The organism is Streptomyces sp. NPDC051576 (assembly GCF_040681835.1).
GTDB lineage: Bacteria > Actinomycetota > Actinomycetes > Streptomycetales > Streptomycetaceae > Streptomyces.
Genome location: NZ_JBFAZO010000015.1, coordinates 147,434 through 164,271, shown reverse-complemented (window position 1 = coordinate 164,271; position 16,838 = coordinate 147,434). Strand labels below are relative to the sequence as shown.

Annotated in this window: 15 protein-coding genes; 7 read left to right on the top strand and 8 right to left on the bottom strand. The window is 71.6% G+C overall.

The window, feature by feature from the left end; genetic code table 11:
* Positions 1-3 precede the first annotated feature (3 nt).
* Genes AB0M63_RS39495 through AB0M63_RS39480 form a run of 4 tightly spaced genes read right to left on the bottom strand, consistent with a single transcriptional unit; the run spans position 4 to position 2,626 of the window.
* Positions 4-1,407: a hypothetical protein gene (locus AB0M63_RS39495; protein ID WP_366022770.1), complete on the bottom strand. Its 1,404-nt coding sequence runs from the start codon at positions 1,405-1,407 to the stop codon at positions 4-6.
* A 34-nt stretch (positions 1,408-1,441) separates the two neighbouring features.
* Positions 1,442-1,927, bottom strand: coding sequence for a hypothetical protein (locus AB0M63_RS39490; RefSeq protein WP_366022769.1), 486 nt, complete (start codon positions 1,925-1,927; stop codon positions 1,442-1,444).
* A gap of 1 nt (position 1,928) precedes the next feature.
* A complete protein-coding gene (locus tag AB0M63_RS39485) occupies positions 1,929-2,207 on the bottom strand; it encodes a hypothetical protein (protein ID WP_366022768.1) in 279 nt (92 codons plus the stop codon).
* Positions 2,204-2,626, bottom strand: coding sequence for a hypothetical protein (locus AB0M63_RS39480; protein WP_366022767.1), 423 nt, complete (start codon positions 2,624-2,626; stop codon positions 2,204-2,206). The genes AB0M63_RS39485 and AB0M63_RS39480 overlap by 4 nt, the downstream gene beginning before the upstream one ends.
* Before the next feature lie 127 nt (positions 2,627-2,753).
* Between AB0M63_RS39480 and AB0M63_RS39475 the strand changes: the two genes are divergently transcribed.
* The 4 genes from AB0M63_RS39475 to AB0M63_RS39460 all read left to right on the top strand — a co-directional run bounded on the left by AB0M63_RS39475 (position 2,754) and on the right by AB0M63_RS39460 (position 8,987).
* Positions 2,754-4,142: a hypothetical protein gene (locus tag AB0M63_RS39475; RefSeq protein ID WP_366022766.1), complete on the top strand. Its 1,389-nt coding sequence runs from the start codon at positions 2,754-2,756 to the stop codon at positions 4,140-4,142.
* Positions 4,143-4,363: 221 nt separating this feature from the next.
* Positions 4,364-4,600, top strand: a complete 237-nt coding sequence (locus AB0M63_RS39470) for a hypothetical protein (RefSeq protein WP_366022765.1) — start codon at positions 4,364-4,366, stop codon at positions 4,598-4,600.
* Positions 4,601-4,835: 235 nt separating this feature from the next.
* Positions 4,836-6,095, top strand: a complete 1,260-nt coding sequence (locus tag AB0M63_RS39465; RefSeq protein WP_366022764.1) for a hypothetical protein — start codon at positions 4,836-4,838, stop codon at positions 6,093-6,095.
* 3 nt (positions 6,096-6,098) lie between these two features.
* The gene (locus tag AB0M63_RS39460) at positions 6,099-8,987 is read left to right on the top strand and encodes a hypothetical protein (protein ID WP_366022763.1); all 2,889 of its coding nucleotides are present in this window, start codon (positions 6,099-6,101) and stop codon (positions 8,985-8,987) included.
* 4 nt (positions 8,988-8,991) lie between these two features.
* Here AB0M63_RS39460 and AB0M63_RS39455 read toward each other — a convergent pair whose 3' ends face one another.
* Complete coding sequence (locus AB0M63_RS39455; protein ID WP_366022762.1) at positions 8,992-10,221, bottom strand: SpoIIE family protein phosphatase; 1,230 nt, start codon at positions 10,219-10,221, stop codon at positions 8,992-8,994.
* A gap of 122 nt (positions 10,222-10,343) precedes the next feature.
* On the opposite strand from AB0M63_RS39455, the gene AB0M63_RS39450 reads away from it, so the two are divergent.
* Positions 10,344-10,886 (top strand): AAA family ATPase, encoded by a 543-nt coding sequence (locus AB0M63_RS39450; protein ID WP_355913797.1) that lies wholly within the window; start codon positions 10,344-10,346, stop codon positions 10,884-10,886.
* A 19-nt stretch (positions 10,887-10,905) separates the two neighbouring features.
* Complete coding sequence (locus tag AB0M63_RS39445) at positions 10,906-11,772, top strand: fructosamine kinase family protein (RefSeq protein ID WP_355913800.1); 867 nt, start codon at positions 10,906-10,908, stop codon at positions 11,770-11,772.
* Positions 11,773-11,823: 51 nt separating this feature from the next.
* On the opposite strand, the gene AB0M63_RS39440 is transcribed toward AB0M63_RS39445, so the two are convergent.
* Positions 11,824-13,251 (bottom strand): alkaline phosphatase family protein, encoded by a 1,428-nt coding sequence (locus AB0M63_RS39440; protein ID WP_366022761.1) that lies wholly within the window; start codon positions 13,249-13,251, stop codon positions 11,824-11,826.
* Between the two features lie 218 nt (positions 13,252-13,469).
* The gene (locus AB0M63_RS39435; RefSeq protein ID WP_366022760.1) at positions 13,470-14,708 is read right to left on the bottom strand and encodes a GAF domain-containing SpoIIE family protein phosphatase; all 1,239 of its coding nucleotides are present in this window, start codon (positions 14,706-14,708) and stop codon (positions 13,470-13,472) included.
* Positions 14,709-14,896: 188 nt separating this feature from the next.
* Between AB0M63_RS39435 and AB0M63_RS39430 the strand changes: the two genes are divergently transcribed.
* Positions 14,897-15,250 carry a hypothetical protein gene (locus AB0M63_RS39430; RefSeq protein WP_366022759.1) on the top strand — a complete coding sequence of 118 codons (354 nt, stop codon included), beginning with the start codon at positions 14,897-14,899 and terminating at the stop codon, positions 15,248-15,250.
* A gap of 9 nt (positions 15,251-15,259) precedes the next feature.
* Here AB0M63_RS39430 and AB0M63_RS39425 read toward each other — a convergent pair whose 3' ends face one another.
* Complete coding sequence (locus AB0M63_RS39425) at positions 15,260-16,789, bottom strand: serine/threonine-protein kinase (RefSeq protein ID WP_366022758.1); 1,530 nt, start codon at positions 16,787-16,789, stop codon at positions 15,260-15,262.
* Positions 16,790-16,838: the final 49 nt, after the last annotated feature.

The window sequence follows — 16,838 nt, the reverse complement described above, 5'->3', positions numbered from 1 at the left end:
ACATCATGCACAGGTGTGGGGTTCGGAGTGGCTCCGCACCATGTGCAGCGCCATGCCCGCCACCGTGCTCATGCGGCGCTTGCGGAGGTCCAGGACGGGTGTTGTGACCGAAATGCCGTGGGAAGCAAGGAGGTTCATCAAGGCCCAGATGAGATCGGGGCGTCCGGTGAGAGGGAGTTCCTGGGCGTCCGGGGTGATCACGGCGGCCTCGGTGACGCCCGCGAGGAGGTTGGTGCGGGCCCAGTCGACCACGTACGAGACGCTGTTCGGGCTGACGACGAGGACGACCTCCTTGGTGCGGTGGAGGACCGTCAGGTAGTCCATCGGCACCGTCAGGCGGCGGGCCGCGTCGAACGGGGGTGTGCCGTCCGCCGGTTGGACGCGGAGCACGGTGTCGAGGACCGGGCCGTGGTCCTGGAAGGTGGTCCTGGCGCGCATCTCCAGGAAGCGGGCGCGGACCAGGACGCCGCCGCGGCGCGACCAGCGTCGGCCGACCGAGCCGAACGCGCCTGCCTCGCCCGGGAGTTGGTCCGCGAGCCGGCGGGCTTCCTCGCCCGGTTCGCTCACCGGTGCCGGTTCCTCGGGGTAGGCCCGGTCCTGGTCGGCCAGGGCATTGAGACGAGCCGCCGTGTGCGGGTCCAGGCGGCGGAGGTCGAGCGTGTCGCCGGTCATGGCGATGCCTCCGGCCTCGCGTGAGATCCGCATCTGCCGCAACTGGCGTTCAACACGTCTTGTCACCACGGACGTTCGGCCTTCCAGGTCGATCACCCGGGCGGTTCTGGCGCCTGCGAGCAGGGCGCTGCTCGGCCACAGGGGAACGGCCGTCCGCTGGGTGCCCGGCGGGGCGGGGTGGACAAGGACGGCCAGGCGGCCCGCCGTGATCGCCGACAGGCACAGGGACGGCACCCGACACTCGCCCGTGACCTCGAACCGGGCGGCCGCATCGGACACCTCGGCGCCGTACACCCGCAGCCTCAGCTTGATCAATGGCGTGAACTCGTCGGGGGTGTAGTTGCCGGAGTGGGTCGTGAAGGTCGCCTCGCCCTCGGGTCTGTAGCGGACCAGCGACGCCTCCAGGACATCCGCCCGTACCAACTCGGCCTGCTCCGAGCCCTTGGGGGACCGGGGCGCCCACATGACGAACGAGTCGTTCCCGTACGAGGTCCGCTCGCCCTTGACGCGGTCCCTGCGTGTGATGCGGGGATATTCCTGTCGCGTGCTGGTCGACGCGAGGACAGGAATCATGATCGTGCCGCCGAGCCCGCAGCAGATCGCCAACGCCGGCCAGCCCCAGCCGGGATCGTCGGCCCAGGCGGACCAACCCACCAGGAGAAAGAACGGTGCCACCGAAAGGCAGACCGCGGTGAACACCAGGTTGCCCACGAACACACCGGCACGGCTGCGCATTGTCCTCCTTCTTCGTGTACGCAGGTGCTCGCACCTACAACTCCACGCGAAACCGGCCGCCGTTCGGATCGACCACGGCCTTCAGCCGGAGGCCGACGCGCAGGGCGGGGTGGTGCGTGCGTTTCCAGGTCGTCTCGAACGTCCGCAGCCCCGGCCCGCCGATCCGCAGATCGACCAGGACGCCGGACTCCTCGCCGTTCCGGTCGAAGTCGGTAAGGTCGGTGACCTCCGCGGTCGCCGGAACCCCGACGGCGTCGAGCCGCCGGTTGAGCTCTCTCTCGGCGCCCGTGTGGAACCAGAGCCCCAGGCCCACGGGAACGAAGACCACCGTGAACACGACGCCCATGACCATGAGTTCGGCGCCGGTGAAGAAGGCGAAGGCCAGCATGACCGGGCCGCACAGAAACATCACCGCGGCACTGAGATACAGGCTCGCGGCATCCACTCCGCCGACCTGCCCCACCAGTGACATCTCCGGTGACGTGGGGACGCTTTCGTCCCGTTCCCCGTCGTCGGCCATGTCAGTGCTGCGCGCCCCCTGGCCGGCTCCGCTCCAGTCGCTCCGCCAGGGCTTGCAGGTCGGGGAGGCGGTGGGCGTCGTAGTACATGGTGTGGCTTCTGCCTGCCTTGGTGGTGATCGTCAGTTTGTGGCTCCGGCCGGTGCGGAACTCGATCCGGGGTTCCTCCCAGACGTGGTAGCGGGCGGCGTCGTTGAAACCGAACACCTCCAGCACCCTGCCGTCGAAGGAGAGCATCGTGGAGTCGTTCAGCGGCGCGTCGAAGTACGGGGACTGGGTCACAGGGCCACCCCGTCCCCGGCGTAGAGGTAGCTCCCGGGCTGCGCCGGGTCGGCCACCAACAGCACCTGGTCCCCGGCACGGGGGATCCGCAGCTTGGAGACGATGGTGTGGAGGGTGATCCGGTCGGTGCCGCCGGTCGGCTGCACCACCAGGTCCACGACCGGGTCGTGGTTGACCAACTGACCGGTGTCGCTGATCGATACGACGACGGCGGCGGTGGTCGGCGCTCCGGCGGCGAGCAACTGCTGTACTCCGAGGCCCGAGTTGTAGGCGCCGATCGACTGCTGGACCCGGGCGAAGTCCTCGTTGCCGAGGAACGCGCGAGTGGCACGGCCGTAGAAGCCCTTGCCGCCCGCCACTTGGCCCGCGATCTCGGCGGCCCGCTCCTCGCGGGTCTTGCGGCGCCCGAAGATTCCCATGGCGGTGTCTCCTTCTGGTCGGGGTGGATTCCCGTGGTTCCCGCTGTCCCGGTGGACGCTACCTACCGCGCATCCCCTACCGATCCCAGGTTCGCCCGCGCGATCTCGGACGACGTACCCTCCTGACATGCCGTTTCCGAGCCAGTCGACTGGTGAGCGCCGACCGCGCGCCATGGTCATCGACGGTGCCTGGCGTGGTCTCGGGGCGGGGCTGGAGGCGCTCAGTGGCCCGGGTGGCGCCCCGTTGACCCGGACGGTCAAGCTGATCGTGCTGCCGCTGATCGTCAGGCCGGCGCTGCACCCCGAACTCTCCGCGGACTTCCTGGCACCGGAACCGGCCGAGCGTCTCGACGCGCTGATACGGGAGTCCGGCGCGCGGCTCGTCGCGACGGCACAGTGGTTCACGCTCCTCAAGAGGACCCGCCGGGCGCTGGGCGTCGTGACGGGCAATCCCCAGGATCTCTACTTCCAACGGTGCTTCGAGTTGGCCTCCGAGCATGGTCCGCCCGGCGCCGACGCGGGCACGGGCGAGTTGGCCAGGGCCGTCGTCCAGGACGCTGCGGACGCCGACGGCGGCCGTACGGTGGACGCGCTGAAGCGTCATCTCGCGGACCCCTCCCAACAGGCCGGACTCGAAAAGGAGTTGGTCGCCGAGTGGGCGAGTCGCCGGTTGGCTCCGGCCTCGGCTACGGCCACTGCGCTCACGCTGGCGGCCCAGGCTCTGGAAGCCTGCGGCAAAGTGGCGGGGCCGGGGAAGTCACCGGAGTACGCGGCCATGGTGGAGGCGGGGCACGGTGAACTGCTCGGCCGGACGCTGTGGACGCAGGCGGGCGGGGTCTGGGGCCGTGACGATCTTCCGGCCCATCTCGGGCTGACGGAGCGGCAGTTGCCGCCGCGTCCGCAGGTCGGCCGGGGTGCTTCGACGGCCACGCTGCCCGCGCCGCTGGACCGCACACTCTTCGAACGACTCTTCGTCGTACTCCAGTCGTCGGCCCGACGCGAGCAACTGCCCACCGTGCCGGAGCTGGTCGGGCGGGAGGTCGGCCGCAGTTGCGCTCCGCTCGGTCTGTACGACGAGACCCTGCGCGTCGCTGCCGTGCTGGGCGGCCGGCTCGCGGTAGGACTCGATCCGCTCGGCACCGGAGAGTCCGCGCCGGGGCGGACGTCGGCGCACCGGGCCGTCAACAGCCGTTGGCGAAGGGAGGCTTCGGTCCTCCGCGCCCGCCGGATGACCGTCTCGCCCAGCCCCGATCCGGACGGCGGTGTCCTGGACGCCCTCGCCGAGGACCTGCGAACGCCCTGGGCCGCCTACATGCGCCGGCTGTGGGTGCGGTTGCACGGACGGGACGTACGCGAGGCCGCGCTCCCGGACGCCGCGTCGGCCTGGGCGGTTCTCGACGGGGTCGCCCGCTCGGTGATGATGGACCACCGGGCCAGGGTGCGGTCGGCATTGCGGACGCTGTCGGCGTCGGGCCCGTCCGCCGTGCCGGATGCGGCTGAGCGGAGAAGCGCGTGATGGCGCAGGGCCCCGCCGAAGTCCTCCATGGCACGATCCGCGTCGCCGCCTCCGCCCCTGCGGGCCCTCTCCCCCACCCCGAATCCGCCCAGACGGTCCTCCAATGGGGTCGTCCGCTCCGTGATGACGGACCGCCGAGCCAAGGTGCGGCGGACGTTGCGCACGCTGTCGGCACCAGCCCCGTCCGGCATGCCGGAAGCGGCCGAGTCGAGGAGCGTGTGATGGCGGTGAGCCCCGCCGAAGGCCACGTCATGCTCGGCAACGACGGCACGATCCGGACCACCGCCACCGAACCCCCGGGCTCCGTACCCCGCCCCCACTTCGACCAGGCGGTCATCAACGAGGTCACCCGCTCCGTGATGACGGGCCACCAAGCCAGAGTGCGATCAGCAGTGCGCACACCGTCAGCAGCCGCCCCAACCGCTGTACCGGAAGCGGCCGAGCAGAGGAGCGCATGATGGCCTCGGGATCCGCCGAAGTCCGCGTCGCGCTCGGCGGCGACGGCACGATCCGGACCACCGCCACCGATCCCCCGGGCTCCGTACCCCGCCCCCACTTCGACCAGGCGGTCATCAACGAGGTCACCCGCTCCGTGATGACGGGCCACCGAGCCAGAGTGCGATCAGCAGTGCGCACACCGTCAGCGGCGGCCCCAACCGCTGTACCGGAAGCGGCCGAGCAGAGGAGCGCATGATGGCCTCGGGACCGGCCGAAGTCCGCGTCGCGCTCGGCGGCGACGGTACGGTCCAGATCGCTGCCGCCGATTCTGCGGTCCCTTTCCCCCGCCCGGACTTCACCCAGGCGGTGGTCGACGTCGCAGGAGCAGTGCTGACCTGGCCCGTCCTCGGGGACCCGGAGCCGCCGATGGCGGAGATCCATGATGTGGGGCGGGCTCAGCAGTGGCTGTGGGCGGTCTACGGCGAGCGCGTCGCCGCCGCCGTGTACGCCTGCGCGGTGGGCGAGTCAACCGGTGCCCGGGTGACGGCGGACAGGACCTCGCTCGCGGGCAGTGCCGCCCGGCTCGGCCTCGGGCACTGGGCGGCGCGCTGGTGGCCGGCGTCGCACCTGGACGGGATCGCCGCGCTCGAACCGGACGTACTCGGGCTGGAGTTGGCCGCGCTGACCCATGAGTGCCAGCAGTTGTTCGACGACGAGGGCGATCAACTCGACGACTGCGCAGCCGAGTTGATCGCGGATCACGAAGCCGCCCTCGATCCGCTGATCCAGTGGTGGCACGCCACAGCGCCGTCGGCGGACACGGCACGTCGGTTGGAGAGCGTCCTGCGATCGGTCGACAGCGCGGCCGACAGCGCTGGGCTCGACGGGCAGGCCCTGCGCCGTCTCCGGTCGGCGCTGGACCGGTCCCGTCCGGGCGGCGGCGCCGCGGTCGATCCCGTGTCGCCGTTCGTACGACTCCGCGACTACGCCCTCGCCGCAGGCGACCCGCTCGTCGCAGGCGGCCGAGTGATCGCGCGGGGCTCGGGGACCAACGACTGGCGCCGCTACCCACCCGGCTTCGTCGACGCCTCCGAGACCGCGGTGTCCTGGACCGCCCGCGCACTGGGCGCGCGACGCCAGATCGAGGTTGAGGTCGTCGCGCATCTCACCGCGCCCGTCGCCGGCGCGCTTCTCGTCGCGGAGGTCGGGGTCGAGGCCGGCCGCCCCCATCGCGTGCCCCTCGCCAGGCGGGACGACGTGTGGAGCGGCCGGGCCGACCTGAATCTGCCGGCCGGGGACACGCAGCCCGGGACAGAGATCGGCGTGCTGCTGCCCGGCTTCGATCCGGGGCCGGGTCCCGGAGGTTCCGCCGACCGGGACGCGGTCCGCGCGCTGGTCCGACAACGGCTCACGACAGCGGCACAGCCGTACCCGCACAACTCGGCACCGCACGACGGAACTTCGACGCCCCTCCTCACCGAGATCACTGCCGCCACCACCGATGAGGACTACTGACGGATGCCGAACGAGACCGGTGTGGTGACACCCCTCTACGGCGAGCCCTTCGACAGTGGGCTGGCCCGGGCCGAGGAGTATCAGCTCGGTGCCGATCTCGCGGCCGCGGTCGCCGTCTACGAGGAGTTGCTCAGCCTCGCCGAGTCCCTTGAGGACTCTCCCGACGTGCGGTTCCTGCGCGCGCATCTGCTGGCCAACATCGCGAGTGTCCAGCTCGTCGCCACGGACCTGGTCGCGGCCAAGGACGCCAACAGGCGGTCCCGTGCCCTGCTCGACGGCATCGCGGCGGAGCCGATGGGGCCGCGTGGGCGCCAACTGTGGCTGGAGATGCTGCTGCGAGCGCTGCTCGCCAGGGCCGACCTGCTGCGCCGGACCGGGCATCCGGACGAGGCGCTGGCCTGTCTGGACGAGGCGGCGGGCAGGCTGCCCGAGTTCAACGACCCCGATGGTCTGCGTACCTCCGAACTCGGCCTGAACCGTGTGCACTTGCTGATGGACCGGGGCGAGTGGGGAGCCGCCGAGGAGCAGGCGTCGGCGCTGCTGGCCACCACACCGGAGACGGCGGCGGAGACCATCCCGCGGCTGCTGGTCGCCCTCGGTCTTGTCTGCTCCTCGACCGGGCGGTTCGACGCCGCCGAGGACTACTTCGCTCGCGCGGAGGACCGCCTCCGGGCCTCGGGCGACACCGGTGAGCAGCGGATGCTGCTGGCGCACCGGGCGCACGCCGCGCTGCACCGGGGCGAACTCGCCCTCGCGGAGCGGTTGTTCGCGGAGGCGTCCGCGTTCTTCGAGCGGCAGCGGTGGTTCGGCGACCTCGCGGTCTGTGAGCAGGCCCGGGCCTTTCTCGCCGGGCGGCGCGGTGACGCCGCCGGCGCGGAGGATCTGCTGGCGGCGAGCCTGGCCCGGTTCGAGCGGCTCGGCGCCTCGGTCGCCGCCGCCGACACGATGCTGCTCAGCGCCCAACACGCCTATGAGCAGGGCGAGATCGACGAGATGAAGCGGCTGGCCCAGCAGGCGCGTGACGTGTACCAGGAGCGGGAGGTGTACGAGCGGTGCGCGCAGGTCGACCTCATGCTCGCGCGCACCCTTGAGGACAACCTGAACCGGACCGACCACGGCGACCGCGAGCGGGAGTCCATCGACAACGCGCTCTCGCTCGCCCTGCCCTCCGCACTGGCCCTGGAGGCGGCCCGCTACGACTTCGCCACCGCCCACGCGCGCAGTCAGTGGCTCCAACTCGCCGATGCGGCCATGCAGTTGGTTTACCGGCTCGCTGTCCGGCGGCAGGACCAGGGTCTGCTCTTCGAACTGGCGGAACACCGCTGCGCGGGCGCCTCGCTCGCCTTGGACCGTACGCCACGCTCCACGTCCACGTCGGTCTTCCCGGACGCGGGCATGAAGTCGTACGGGCCCTACGAGGACGGCGAGGGCGCGATGACGCTCGGGGGTGTGGCGGCGGAGGCCGCCGCCTCGGTCGGGCTGCGGGTCGCGCCGCCGCCGAAGGTGCGGATGTCGGCTCAGTCGGGTCCGGGCCGCGTCGCGCTCCAGGAGTACATCGCGGCGGCCGAGTTCCGCTATCGCCGGCCGATCGTGGCCGAGGAGGAGGTGCCCTTCTGGATCACCGACGACCTGACGAGCCGCCCGGTCGTGCAGATCCGGTTGGCCGATGCCGGCGATCTGTTCATGACCTGGACGTGGGCGGGCGGGGCTCGGGGCTTCGGCACCGGTCAGGGACCCGGGGCCGAAGTCGACCAGGCCGTACGGGCGTTGGCCGACGCGTTGCCGGGGGCGGGCGACGGCGGGGAAGGGATGCGGCGGGCGTTCGGGGCCGGCGCGCTGGCCCAGCCGGAGAGCGAGCGTCGGCTTGCGCGGCTGCTGGCCGAGGCGTTGTGGCCGGAGGGGCTGACGGCGCAGATACGGCAGGTGTCGGAGCGGGCGGGCCGGCCGCTGATCCGGATCCAGCCGTCGCCCCGGGTCGCCCAGGTGCCCTGGGAACTCCTCGCGGTCGACGACGACGATGTGCGGCTCATCGAACTGGCGGACGTCGTGACCACCGCACCGGCGTCATTGCGCCCACGCGATCCGGCGGCCCCGAAGAACCGGTCGACGGATACCGACCCCGTCGTTCTCGTCCTCGACCCCCGCATCCCCGGATTCCGATCCGACTCCCCGCTCGGCTCGGTCCTGGGACCGCCCGGCTCCGACCCGGAACTGCTGTCCTTGGTCCGGCGTCGCCTCGACGCGGGCGCCGTCGTACCGTCCGTCGCCACCCCCGCGGAGGCCTTCCGCCGTACGGACCTGGACCGGGACTGGCTGAGCGGGGTGCTCCGCAAGGGCGCCCGCAGACTGATGTACGTCGGCCATGTGAGCGGTGCGCCGGTCGAGGGCGGCCAGAGCGAGGACGGCACCCTGCACCTGAGCTGCGCGGCGGAAACCGTAGGGCTGGCGGAACCGTTGCGCAGCCATCGGCCGCTGTCGGCCAAGGATCTCCTGCTGGGTTCGCTCCCGCTGCGCGCGGACGGCGAACCCGGCGCTCGGATCTGGCCCGCGCCGGCCCGGGTCGCCCTGATCGGCTGTGAGAGCGGCGGCGATCTGCGGTTCGCCGAGTCGTTCGGTCTGGCGACGGCGATGCTCCACAACGGTGCCGAGCTGGTCACCGCGACCCGCTGGGTGCTGCCGACCGGTTTCGCCTTCCACCGACTGGCCCGACTGCCGGACTCCGTACGCCCGTTGACGGAGGCTGTCGTCGCCGTCGACACGGCGCACGAGGACCCCGATCCCGTGCGGAGTCTTGGCGGCTGGCAGCGTGAGCAGCTCGACCGGTGGCGCGCGGGCGGCCGTATCGAACACTCGCCGCTGCTGTGGGCGGCGATGACCTGCATCGTGGTCTGACCTGTCAGAGCCGCACGATGATCAGGGCGGTGTCGTCGGTGGCGCCGCCGCGCGGCAGCAGTTCGAGGAGTACGGCGTCGGCGAGGGCTTCGGGGTCGGCGTTCTGGTGGCGGACCAGGGAGTCGGCGAGGCGGGCCAGGCCCCTGTCGATGTCCTCGCGGCGGCGTTCGATCAGGCCGTCGGTGTAGAGGACCAGGGTGGAGCCGCGGGAGAACGTGGTGCCGGCCTGCGGTCTGGGCATCGGGGCGGGGCGGGCGTCGAGCGGCGGGTCGGTGGCGCGGTCCAGGAACTCGACGCGGCCGTCGGGATGGACCAGGACGGGTGGCGGGTGGCCGGCGCTGCTGTAGGTGATGGTGTGCTGGTCGAAGTCGACGAAGGTGGTGACCACGGTGGCGGATTCGGCGCCGTCCACGACATGGGCGTAGCGGCCCAGGACGTCCAGGGCCTGGGCGGGGCCGTCCGCGACCCGGGAGGTGGCGCTCAGCGCGCTGCGCAGTTGGCCCATGACGCCGGCGGCGGCGAGGCCGTGGCCGACGACGTCCCCGACGGAGACGCCGATACGGTCGCCGCCGACCAGGCCGACCACGTCGTACCAGTCCCCGCAGACGTTCAGGGAGCCGACCGCGGGCCGGTAGCGCACGGCGATCTGGTGGCTCACGCTCTGGCGGCGGGTGGGCAGCATCGCCTCCTGGAGGGCCAGGGCGACCTCGCGTTCGCGGGCGTGGGCGCTGCGCAGGCGTTCGTTGACTTCCTGCAGTTCGCGGGCGCGGGTGTACAGCTCGGCCTCCAGGACGCGGGTGCGGCTGCCGCCGGAGCTGCCGCGGGCGCGGATCAGTTCGGTGACCTCCTCGACGCGGTGGACGAGGAGCACCACCTTGCCGCCCTCGTCGAGCACGGGCGCGTTGACCGGGCTCCAGTAGCGCTCCTCCCACTGCCCGGGGCGCTGGGTCGACTCGACGTCGTAGCGCTGGAGGGCCATGGCGTCGCGTTCGCCCGTGGCTACTACGCGCCGCAGCGAGATCTCCAGGTTGCGCATGCCGGTGGCGGCGGGGTCGTTCGGGTTGTCGGGGAAGACGTCGAAGAGGAAGCGGCCGACCACCTGCTCGCGGGTACGGCCGGACATGCGCAGGAACTCCTCGTTGGCGTCGGCGTACACCAGGTCGGGAGTCAGCAGCGCCACCATGCCGGGCAGCCCCTGGAACACCGCGCCGTAGTCGATCGTCGCGTCGGTCATGGCCCTGCCACCAATCGCCGCTATCACACCATTTTCCCACCATATAGGCAGACCGGGCAGCCCCCAGGGGCACTTTGTGTTCACCCAGTCACTCGGTGACACACGGTGGATAGGGTGCCTCGGTGACAACGCCCTCCTCCTCCCCCACCCGGCTGATCCTGCTGCGCGGAAACAGCGCCTCCGGCAAGAGTTCGGTGGCCACCGGTCTGCGTGAGCGGTACGGCCGCGGTATCGCCCTGGTGCGTCAGGACACCCTGCGTCGCGAGGTGCTGCGCGAGCGTGACCTCCCCGGCGGCGCGAACATCGGTCTGATCGACCTGACCGTGCGGCACGCCCTGGCGCACGGGTTCCACACCGTGCTCGAAGGCATCCTGTACACCGCCCACTACGGCGAGATGCTGGCCGGGCTGCTCGCCGACCACCCGGGCCGCACCCACTGCTACTACCTCGACGTGTCCTTCGAGGAGACCCTGGCCCGGCACGCCACGAAGCCCATCGCCGACGAGGTCTCCGAGCACCAACTCCGGGAGTGGTACCGGCCGTTGGACGTGCTGCCCGGTGGCGTCGAGACGGTGGTCCCGGCGACGAGCCCGCTGGAGGGGACGGTCGGGCGGGTGCTGCGCGAGTCCGGCCTGTGCGAGGGCGCTCGGGCGGAGGCCGGTTGACCGGTCGTAGGCTGTCGTCGTGATCGAGAGCGAGACTCCGGGTGCGGCGGCGGCCCGGCTCACCGGGTGCGCGGTGTCCGGTGAGCGTGCCGTGTCCGGGGCGGTCACCGAAGTCACGCTGGACGGCGGGCAGTTGGTGGTGGTCAAGGGCGACGAGGCACCGGGCGCGGTGCGGGCCGAGGCGGCGGGGCTGCGCTGGCTGGCCGACGCAGGTACCGTCCGGGTGCCCGCCGTGCGCGGGCTGGACGAACGCTGGCTGGTCACCGACTGTGTGCGCACCGGGCCGCCGAGCGCGCGAGCGGCGCTCCGGTTCGGCCGTGACCTGGCCGCGCTGCACGCCTCCGGTGCGTCCGCGTTCGGCGCGCCGCCGCCCGGCGGCCCCACGGACGCGTACATCGGGCTCGCTCCGATGCGCGATGTGCCGGGCACCGACTGGCCCAACTGGTATGCGGAACAACGGGTGTTGCCCTATCTGCGCCGCGCGGTCGACGCGCACACCCTGCGCGCGGACGAGGCTACGGCGGTGGAGCGGGTCTGCGAGCGACTGCCCGAGCTGGCCGGTCCCGCCGAGCCGCCCGCGCGGCTGCACGGTGATCTGTGGAACGGCAATGTGCTGTGGGGCGCCGACGGGAACGTGTGGCTGATCGACCCGGCCGCGCACGGCGGACACCGGGAGACCGATCTGGCCATGCTCCACCTCTTCGGCTGCCCGCACCTGTCCGAGGTGCTGGAGGGCTATCAGCGGGTAGCGCCGCTCGCCCCCGGCTGGGCCGACCGCGTCGGGCTGCACCAGCTGTTTCCGCTGCTGGTGCATGTGGTGCTGTTCGGGCGCGGCTATGCCGAGCGGGCGCTGTCGGTGACGCGGGCGGCCCTTCGGACTGCCTGACGAGCCCCGGCCGGATGACCTCGGTCAGGGCCGCCCGTCGCCGTGGTCCGGTCAGACCTGCGGGCGTCGGCCCCGCTCCTGGTGGGGGAACGTCTGGTCCGCGCCCGGCAGGGTGGGCTTGGGCAGCGTCGCAACTTCCTCCTGCGCCTTCTCCAACTGCTCCGCCGTGTCGTGCGGCAGCCGGGGCGGGCGCGGGCGGGCGTCACGGAAGCGGAACGCGGTGGTGAAGTCGCCGAAGGTCTCCCGCCGCCAGTCGGTGACGTTCGGCTCCTCGACCCCGGTGAACCGCTCCAGGAACTGCAGCGCCGAGGTGTGGTCGAAGGCCTCCGAGGCGACCCAACCACCCACGGTCCAGGGCGAGATGATGATGGCGGGCACCCGGAAGCCGCCACCGATCGGCAGCCCCTGGATGAACTCGTCCTTGGTGCCCGCGGGCGGGGTCGGCGGTACGACGTGGTCGAACAGGCCGTCGTTCTCGTCGTAGTTGAGGATGAAGGCGGTCTTGGCCCACACCTTCGGGTTCGAGGCTATCGCCTCGATCTTCGAGGCCACGTAGTCGGCACCGGCGGCCGGGAGGTAGTCCGGGTGCTCCGACTGGTAGCTCGTGGGGCAGATCCACGACACCGTCGGCAGCCGGTCGTTGCGGGCGTCGTCCTCGAACGTGCCGTGCGGCTGCGGACGTACACCCCGCTCATAGAGGTCGGAGCCGGGCTGGGCGTTCTTGAACGAGGCGAACTGCTCCAGCATGTTGGTGCCGTAGTCGTCCTCCTCCTGGTACACCTTCCAGCTCACGCCGGCGTTCTGGAGGCGTTCCGCGTACGTCGTCCAGCGGTACGGCGTCGGCGCGACGTTGCTGATGATCGGGCCGCCCTGGGTGCCGCCGGGGTCGATCGAACCGGTCATCCACATCAGCCGGTTGGGCCAGGTCGGCCCGAACACCGAGCAGAAGTAGTTGTCGCAGATGGTGAACGTCTCGGCGAGCGCGAACTGGAACGGGATGTCCTCGCGTGTGTAATAGCCCATCACGTAGGGGCCGTTGACGCCGTCGGCCGCACGGTGGGCCGGCAGCCACTGGTCCATCCTGCCGTTGTTCCAGGCCTGGTGCTGCACCGACCAGGCGTGGCTCGTGGACGGGATCGCCTGGGCGCTGGAGGTGTGGGTGTCGAGGTGGAACGGGAGGAGGTAGCCCTTCGGGTTCACCGCGTCCGGCTGGTAGAAGACGCTGCGCCCGGTGTCGAGTGTGCGGGCGTGCGGGTCGGCGAAGCCGCGAACGCCGGACAGGGTGCCGAAGTAGTGGTCGAACGACCGGTTCTCCTGCATCAGCATGACGACGTGTTCGATGTCCCGCAGCGAGCCGTTCTTCGGCGGCTCGGCGGCGACGGCTTTCTGGACGCTCGGCGGGAGGAGCGAGAGCGCCGCGGCGCCGCCCAGTGCGCCCGCGGCGGAACCCAGGAGTCTACGACGTGTCAACTCGGCCATGATTGCCCCTTCTTGACGGTGCTTCGAGGGATCTCGTGGACCAGACCTCGGATCACTGTCCGCCCGTGGCGGCAAGGGGTGTCAGGGGCGTGCGATGAATTTGCGGCCAACGCGCGGAAAGGGGTTGGCCAAGCCGTGACCGGCAACATCCTTGCGTTGCCGAGGTGTTGCCGAACCTTGAGATTGTTTCCCGTCGGTGAGGCCGGCTGCGTCGGCGCCTAGGCGTTCGTCTGGACCGGGTTCCTGGGGCGCAGCCGGGCGGCGATCGCCGCCACGTCGTCCTCCGCGTCCTGCACATGGAGGCGCAGCACGATGTCGTCGAGGAGGCGGGAGACGCCCTGGCCGGGGTGCAGCCGGAGCCGGGCCAGCCGGGCGAGGGAGACATCGATGTCCTCGTCGCGCCGCTCGACCAGTCCGTCGGTGTACATGACCAGGGTGTCCTCGGGGGTGAGGGTGAGCGTGGTCATCTCGTAGTCGGCGAAGCCCGTGCCGAGGGGTGGGCCGACGGGGACGGGAATCAGTTCCCCGGCGCCGTCGCGGTGGAAGACGGCGGGCGGGAGATGGCCCGCGCCGGCGAACGCGGCCGTGCCCCGGTCCGGGTCGAGCAGGGCGAGCAGACAGGTCGCCGGGCGGCGGTTGTGCTCCTCGGACATGGCGGTGTCCATCTGGCGCAGGATGCGGTGGGGCGGGAGGTCGGTGGAGGCGACGTAGCGCAGCATCGAGCGGTACGCGTTCATGTCGACCGCCGCGTCCAGGCCGTGCCCCATGACGTCGCCGATGACGAGGAGGGTGCGGCCGTAGTGCAGTCGTACGGCCTCGAACCAGTCGCCGCCGACGAGGGTGCCGCTGCCCGCGGGCAGGTAACGGGTGGCCATCTCGACGTTGGGGTGGGGGCGGCTGGGCTCGGTGAGCAGGACCTGTTGCAGGTTGAGGGCGGTGGTGCGCAGCCGGTGGTGCTCGACGGCGTGGTGCAGATGGGCGGCGGTGAGCCGGGCCGCGTAGTGCACGGCGGCGGCCTCGTCGTCGCCGAAGGTCCGCCCGGCCCGGATGGCGAGGAGCGCGCCGTAGGCCTTCCCCCAGGCCGTCAACGGCACGGACAGGGCGGCCAGTACGCCGTGGTCGTTGGTGGTGAAGGATGTGGTGATGGGGTGGCCCGTGTCCAGGGCCCGGACCATGACGTCCTCCCGTGGCGCGGTCCGCAGGCTGTCCAGCAGTTCCTTGCGGCCCTCGGCCGCCATCGGGTGCAGCGTGCCGTGCGGCGCCGGGCGCGCCTCGTCCTGCGCGAACAGGTCCACGGCCGCGGCCTCGCACAGCTCCGCCACGAGGAACCTCGCGCACTCCGCCGCCGTCCTGCGCTCGTCGAGCGTCGACCCGATGGCGGAGACGGCCCGCTGCGCGAGCGCGAACCTGTCCGTCGAGCCCTTCTCCGACCCGGTAACCCCGTCGCCGTCCACCACGGCCCCTTTCTGCCGCCTCCATCCCAACACCCGCGCGGCCGATCGGGCGGTAGCGACCCGTGGTGGGCTGACATCCAGCAAGAGGTGCCGGACCGGCGCCGAGGGGCGAAAACTCCGTGGCCGTCCCGTCTCTGCCGCGCATATCGTCCGCTGTGATCCCTTGACCACCGACGCAGAGAGCGACTCCGATGACGAACCCGCGACCGACGACCACCCTCTGGCGCCCCACCGGGCCCGAGGAGCTGGACCTCGTCCGGGCGCTCGACTGGCGGGCCTGGCCGCCCCGGCTGCCCGAGCAGCCGATCTTCTACCCGGTCCTCAACGAGGACTACGCGATCAGAATCGCGAGGGACTGGAACGTCCAGCACGACGGCGCCGGTTTCGTGACGCGGTTCGAGGTGGATTCGGAGTTCGTGGCCCGGTATCCCGTCCAGCAGGCGGGTGGCCGGACGATCCTGGAGCTGTGGGTACCGGCCGAGGAGCTCGACGAGTTCAACGCCCACATCGCCGGCGAGATCCAGGTCGTGCACGAGTTCCGGTGAGCCGCCGGCTCAGGACGAGGTCGTCACGAAACCGTCCCTGACCTTGTCGAAGACGGGACGGTAGGTGTCCCACTTCGCGTCCGGGGCCGACAGGTAGATGTCGTACTCGCGCTCGCCCTCCCTGCCGAAGCCGAGGTCGATGGCGCGGAACATCCGCACCCTGCCCTGGAAAGTGAACTCCCAGATCGCGGCGGGTTGTTCGCGGAAGGTGGTCTGCTGCATGCGGAGCCTGCGGTAACTCGGGTAGTTGACCTTGGTGTTGGTCTCGACGTCCGCGAAGTGCGTGCTCGGGTTGGGGCCCGCCGGGTCCACGACTCCGATGGTCAGTCCGGCCAGGCCCGTCCCGTCGGAGTACGTGACACCCTCCGCCGTCCGCTTGCCGGCCTTCCAGTCGTCCGGCACCGGGAAGGAGACGCCGAGTTGGCGGTCGCGGACGAGGTGATAGCCCTCCGGCACGGGTGACGCGGAGGCGGTGGCGGGCTCGTCCGACGCCTGACCGGAGGCGGACTTCGACGTCGATTCGAGCACGAGCGCCGTGGCCGTCACGGCAGCGGCCACGGCGATGGCCACCCCGACGAGGACGAGCTTCTTCCGGCCACGGCCCTGGCGACGCCCACGGCCGCCGGTGCCTCCGGTGTCCTCTACCGGTCCCGATCCCGGTCCCGATTCCGGGGCCACGGTGGTCAAGTCATGGGTGGCCGGGGGCAGTTGGGTGGTCGCATCCCCCCACCACGCGGTCTGCAGGGCACGCTCCGTCTGTTCCGCCGTCGGCCGCTCGTCGGGCTCCTTGATCAGGAGCGCCTCGATGAGCGGCTCCAGCGTTCCGGCCTGCTTCATGGATTCGAGGGGGTCGACGGCGATGGCGTACGCGGTCTCCATCGCGGTGGCCCGGCGGAACGGCGGGCGCCCCTCGACGGCCTGGTAGAGGGTCGCGCCCAGGGCCCACAGGTCGGAGGCCGTGCCGGGGGTGAGCCCGCGGATCCGCTCCGGGGCCATGTAGTGGATGGAGCCGACCATCTCGCCGGTCTTGGTGAGCGTGGACGCCCCGTCCGTCATGGCGATGCCGAAGTCGGTGAGGACGGTCCGGTCGCCGACGCCGAGCAGGACGTTGCCGGGCTTGACGTCGCGGTGCAGCACACCGGCGGCGTGGGCCGCGCGCAGGGCGGCGACCATGTCCAGGCCGATCCGGGCCGCGTCCGGGTGCGGGAGGGTCCGGCCGTCCTTGAGGAGGTCGGCGAGGGTGGGGCCGGGCACGTACTCCATGACGATGCAGGGCCGGCCGCCGTCGTCCACGACGTCATGGACGACGATCACGTTCGGGTGCGCGATCCGGGCGGCGCTGCGGGCCTCGCGGCGGGTGCGCTCGTACAGGGTGGCGAGTTCGTCGGCGGACAACTCCGGCCGTGCGTGCAGTCGTTTGACCGCGACCTGGCGGCCGAGCACCTCGTCGTCGGCCCGCCAGACGGTGCCCATGCCGCCCCGGCCGATCTGCTCGGTCAGCAGGTAGCGCCCGGCGATGCGACGCCCTTCGTCCGACACGGTGTCCTCCGCCGGTTCTGTCCACGTTCGATTCGCCTGATCACCATAA

What these genes read in the sequence shown, in the direction of transcription:
- AB0M63_RS39465 (WP_366022764.1), top strand. Translation starts at nt 4,836, where the DNA reads ATGGCCTCGGGACCGGCCGAAGTCCGCGTCGCGCTCGGCGGCGACGGT.
- AB0M63_RS39475 (WP_366022766.1), top strand. Translation starts at nt 2,754, where the DNA reads ATGCCGTTTCCGAGCCAGTCGACTGGTGAGCGCCGACCGCGCGCCATG.
- AB0M63_RS39495 (WP_366022770.1), bottom strand. Translation starts at nt 1,407, where the DNA reads ATGCGCAGCCGTGCCGGTGTGTTCGTGGGCAACCTGGTGTTCACCGCG.
- AB0M63_RS39460 (WP_366022763.1), top strand. Translation starts at nt 6,099, where the DNA reads ATGCCGAACGAGACCGGTGTGGTGACACCCCTCTACGGCGAGCCCTTC.
- AB0M63_RS39480 (WP_366022767.1), bottom strand. Translation starts at nt 2,626, where the DNA reads ATGGGAATCTTCGGGCGCCGCAAGACCCGCGAGGAGCGGGCCGCCGAG.
- AB0M63_RS39490 (WP_366022769.1), bottom strand. Translation starts at nt 1,927, where the DNA reads ATGGCCGACGACGGGGAACGGGACGAAAGCGTCCCCACGTCACCGGAG.
- AB0M63_RS39440 (WP_366022761.1), bottom strand. Translation starts at nt 13,251, where the DNA reads ATGGCCGAGTTGACACGTCGTAGACTCCTGGGTTCCGCCGCGGGCGCA.
- AB0M63_RS39470 (WP_366022765.1), top strand. Translation starts at nt 4,364, where the DNA reads ATGGCGGTGAGCCCCGCCGAAGGCCACGTCATGCTCGGCAACGACGGC.
- AB0M63_RS39455 (WP_366022762.1), bottom strand. Translation starts at nt 10,221, where the DNA reads ATGACCGACGCGACGATCGACTACGGCGCGGTGTTCCAGGGGCTGCCC.
- AB0M63_RS39430 (WP_366022759.1), top strand. Translation starts at nt 14,897, where the DNA reads ATGACGAACCCGCGACCGACGACCACCCTCTGGCGCCCCACCGGGCCC.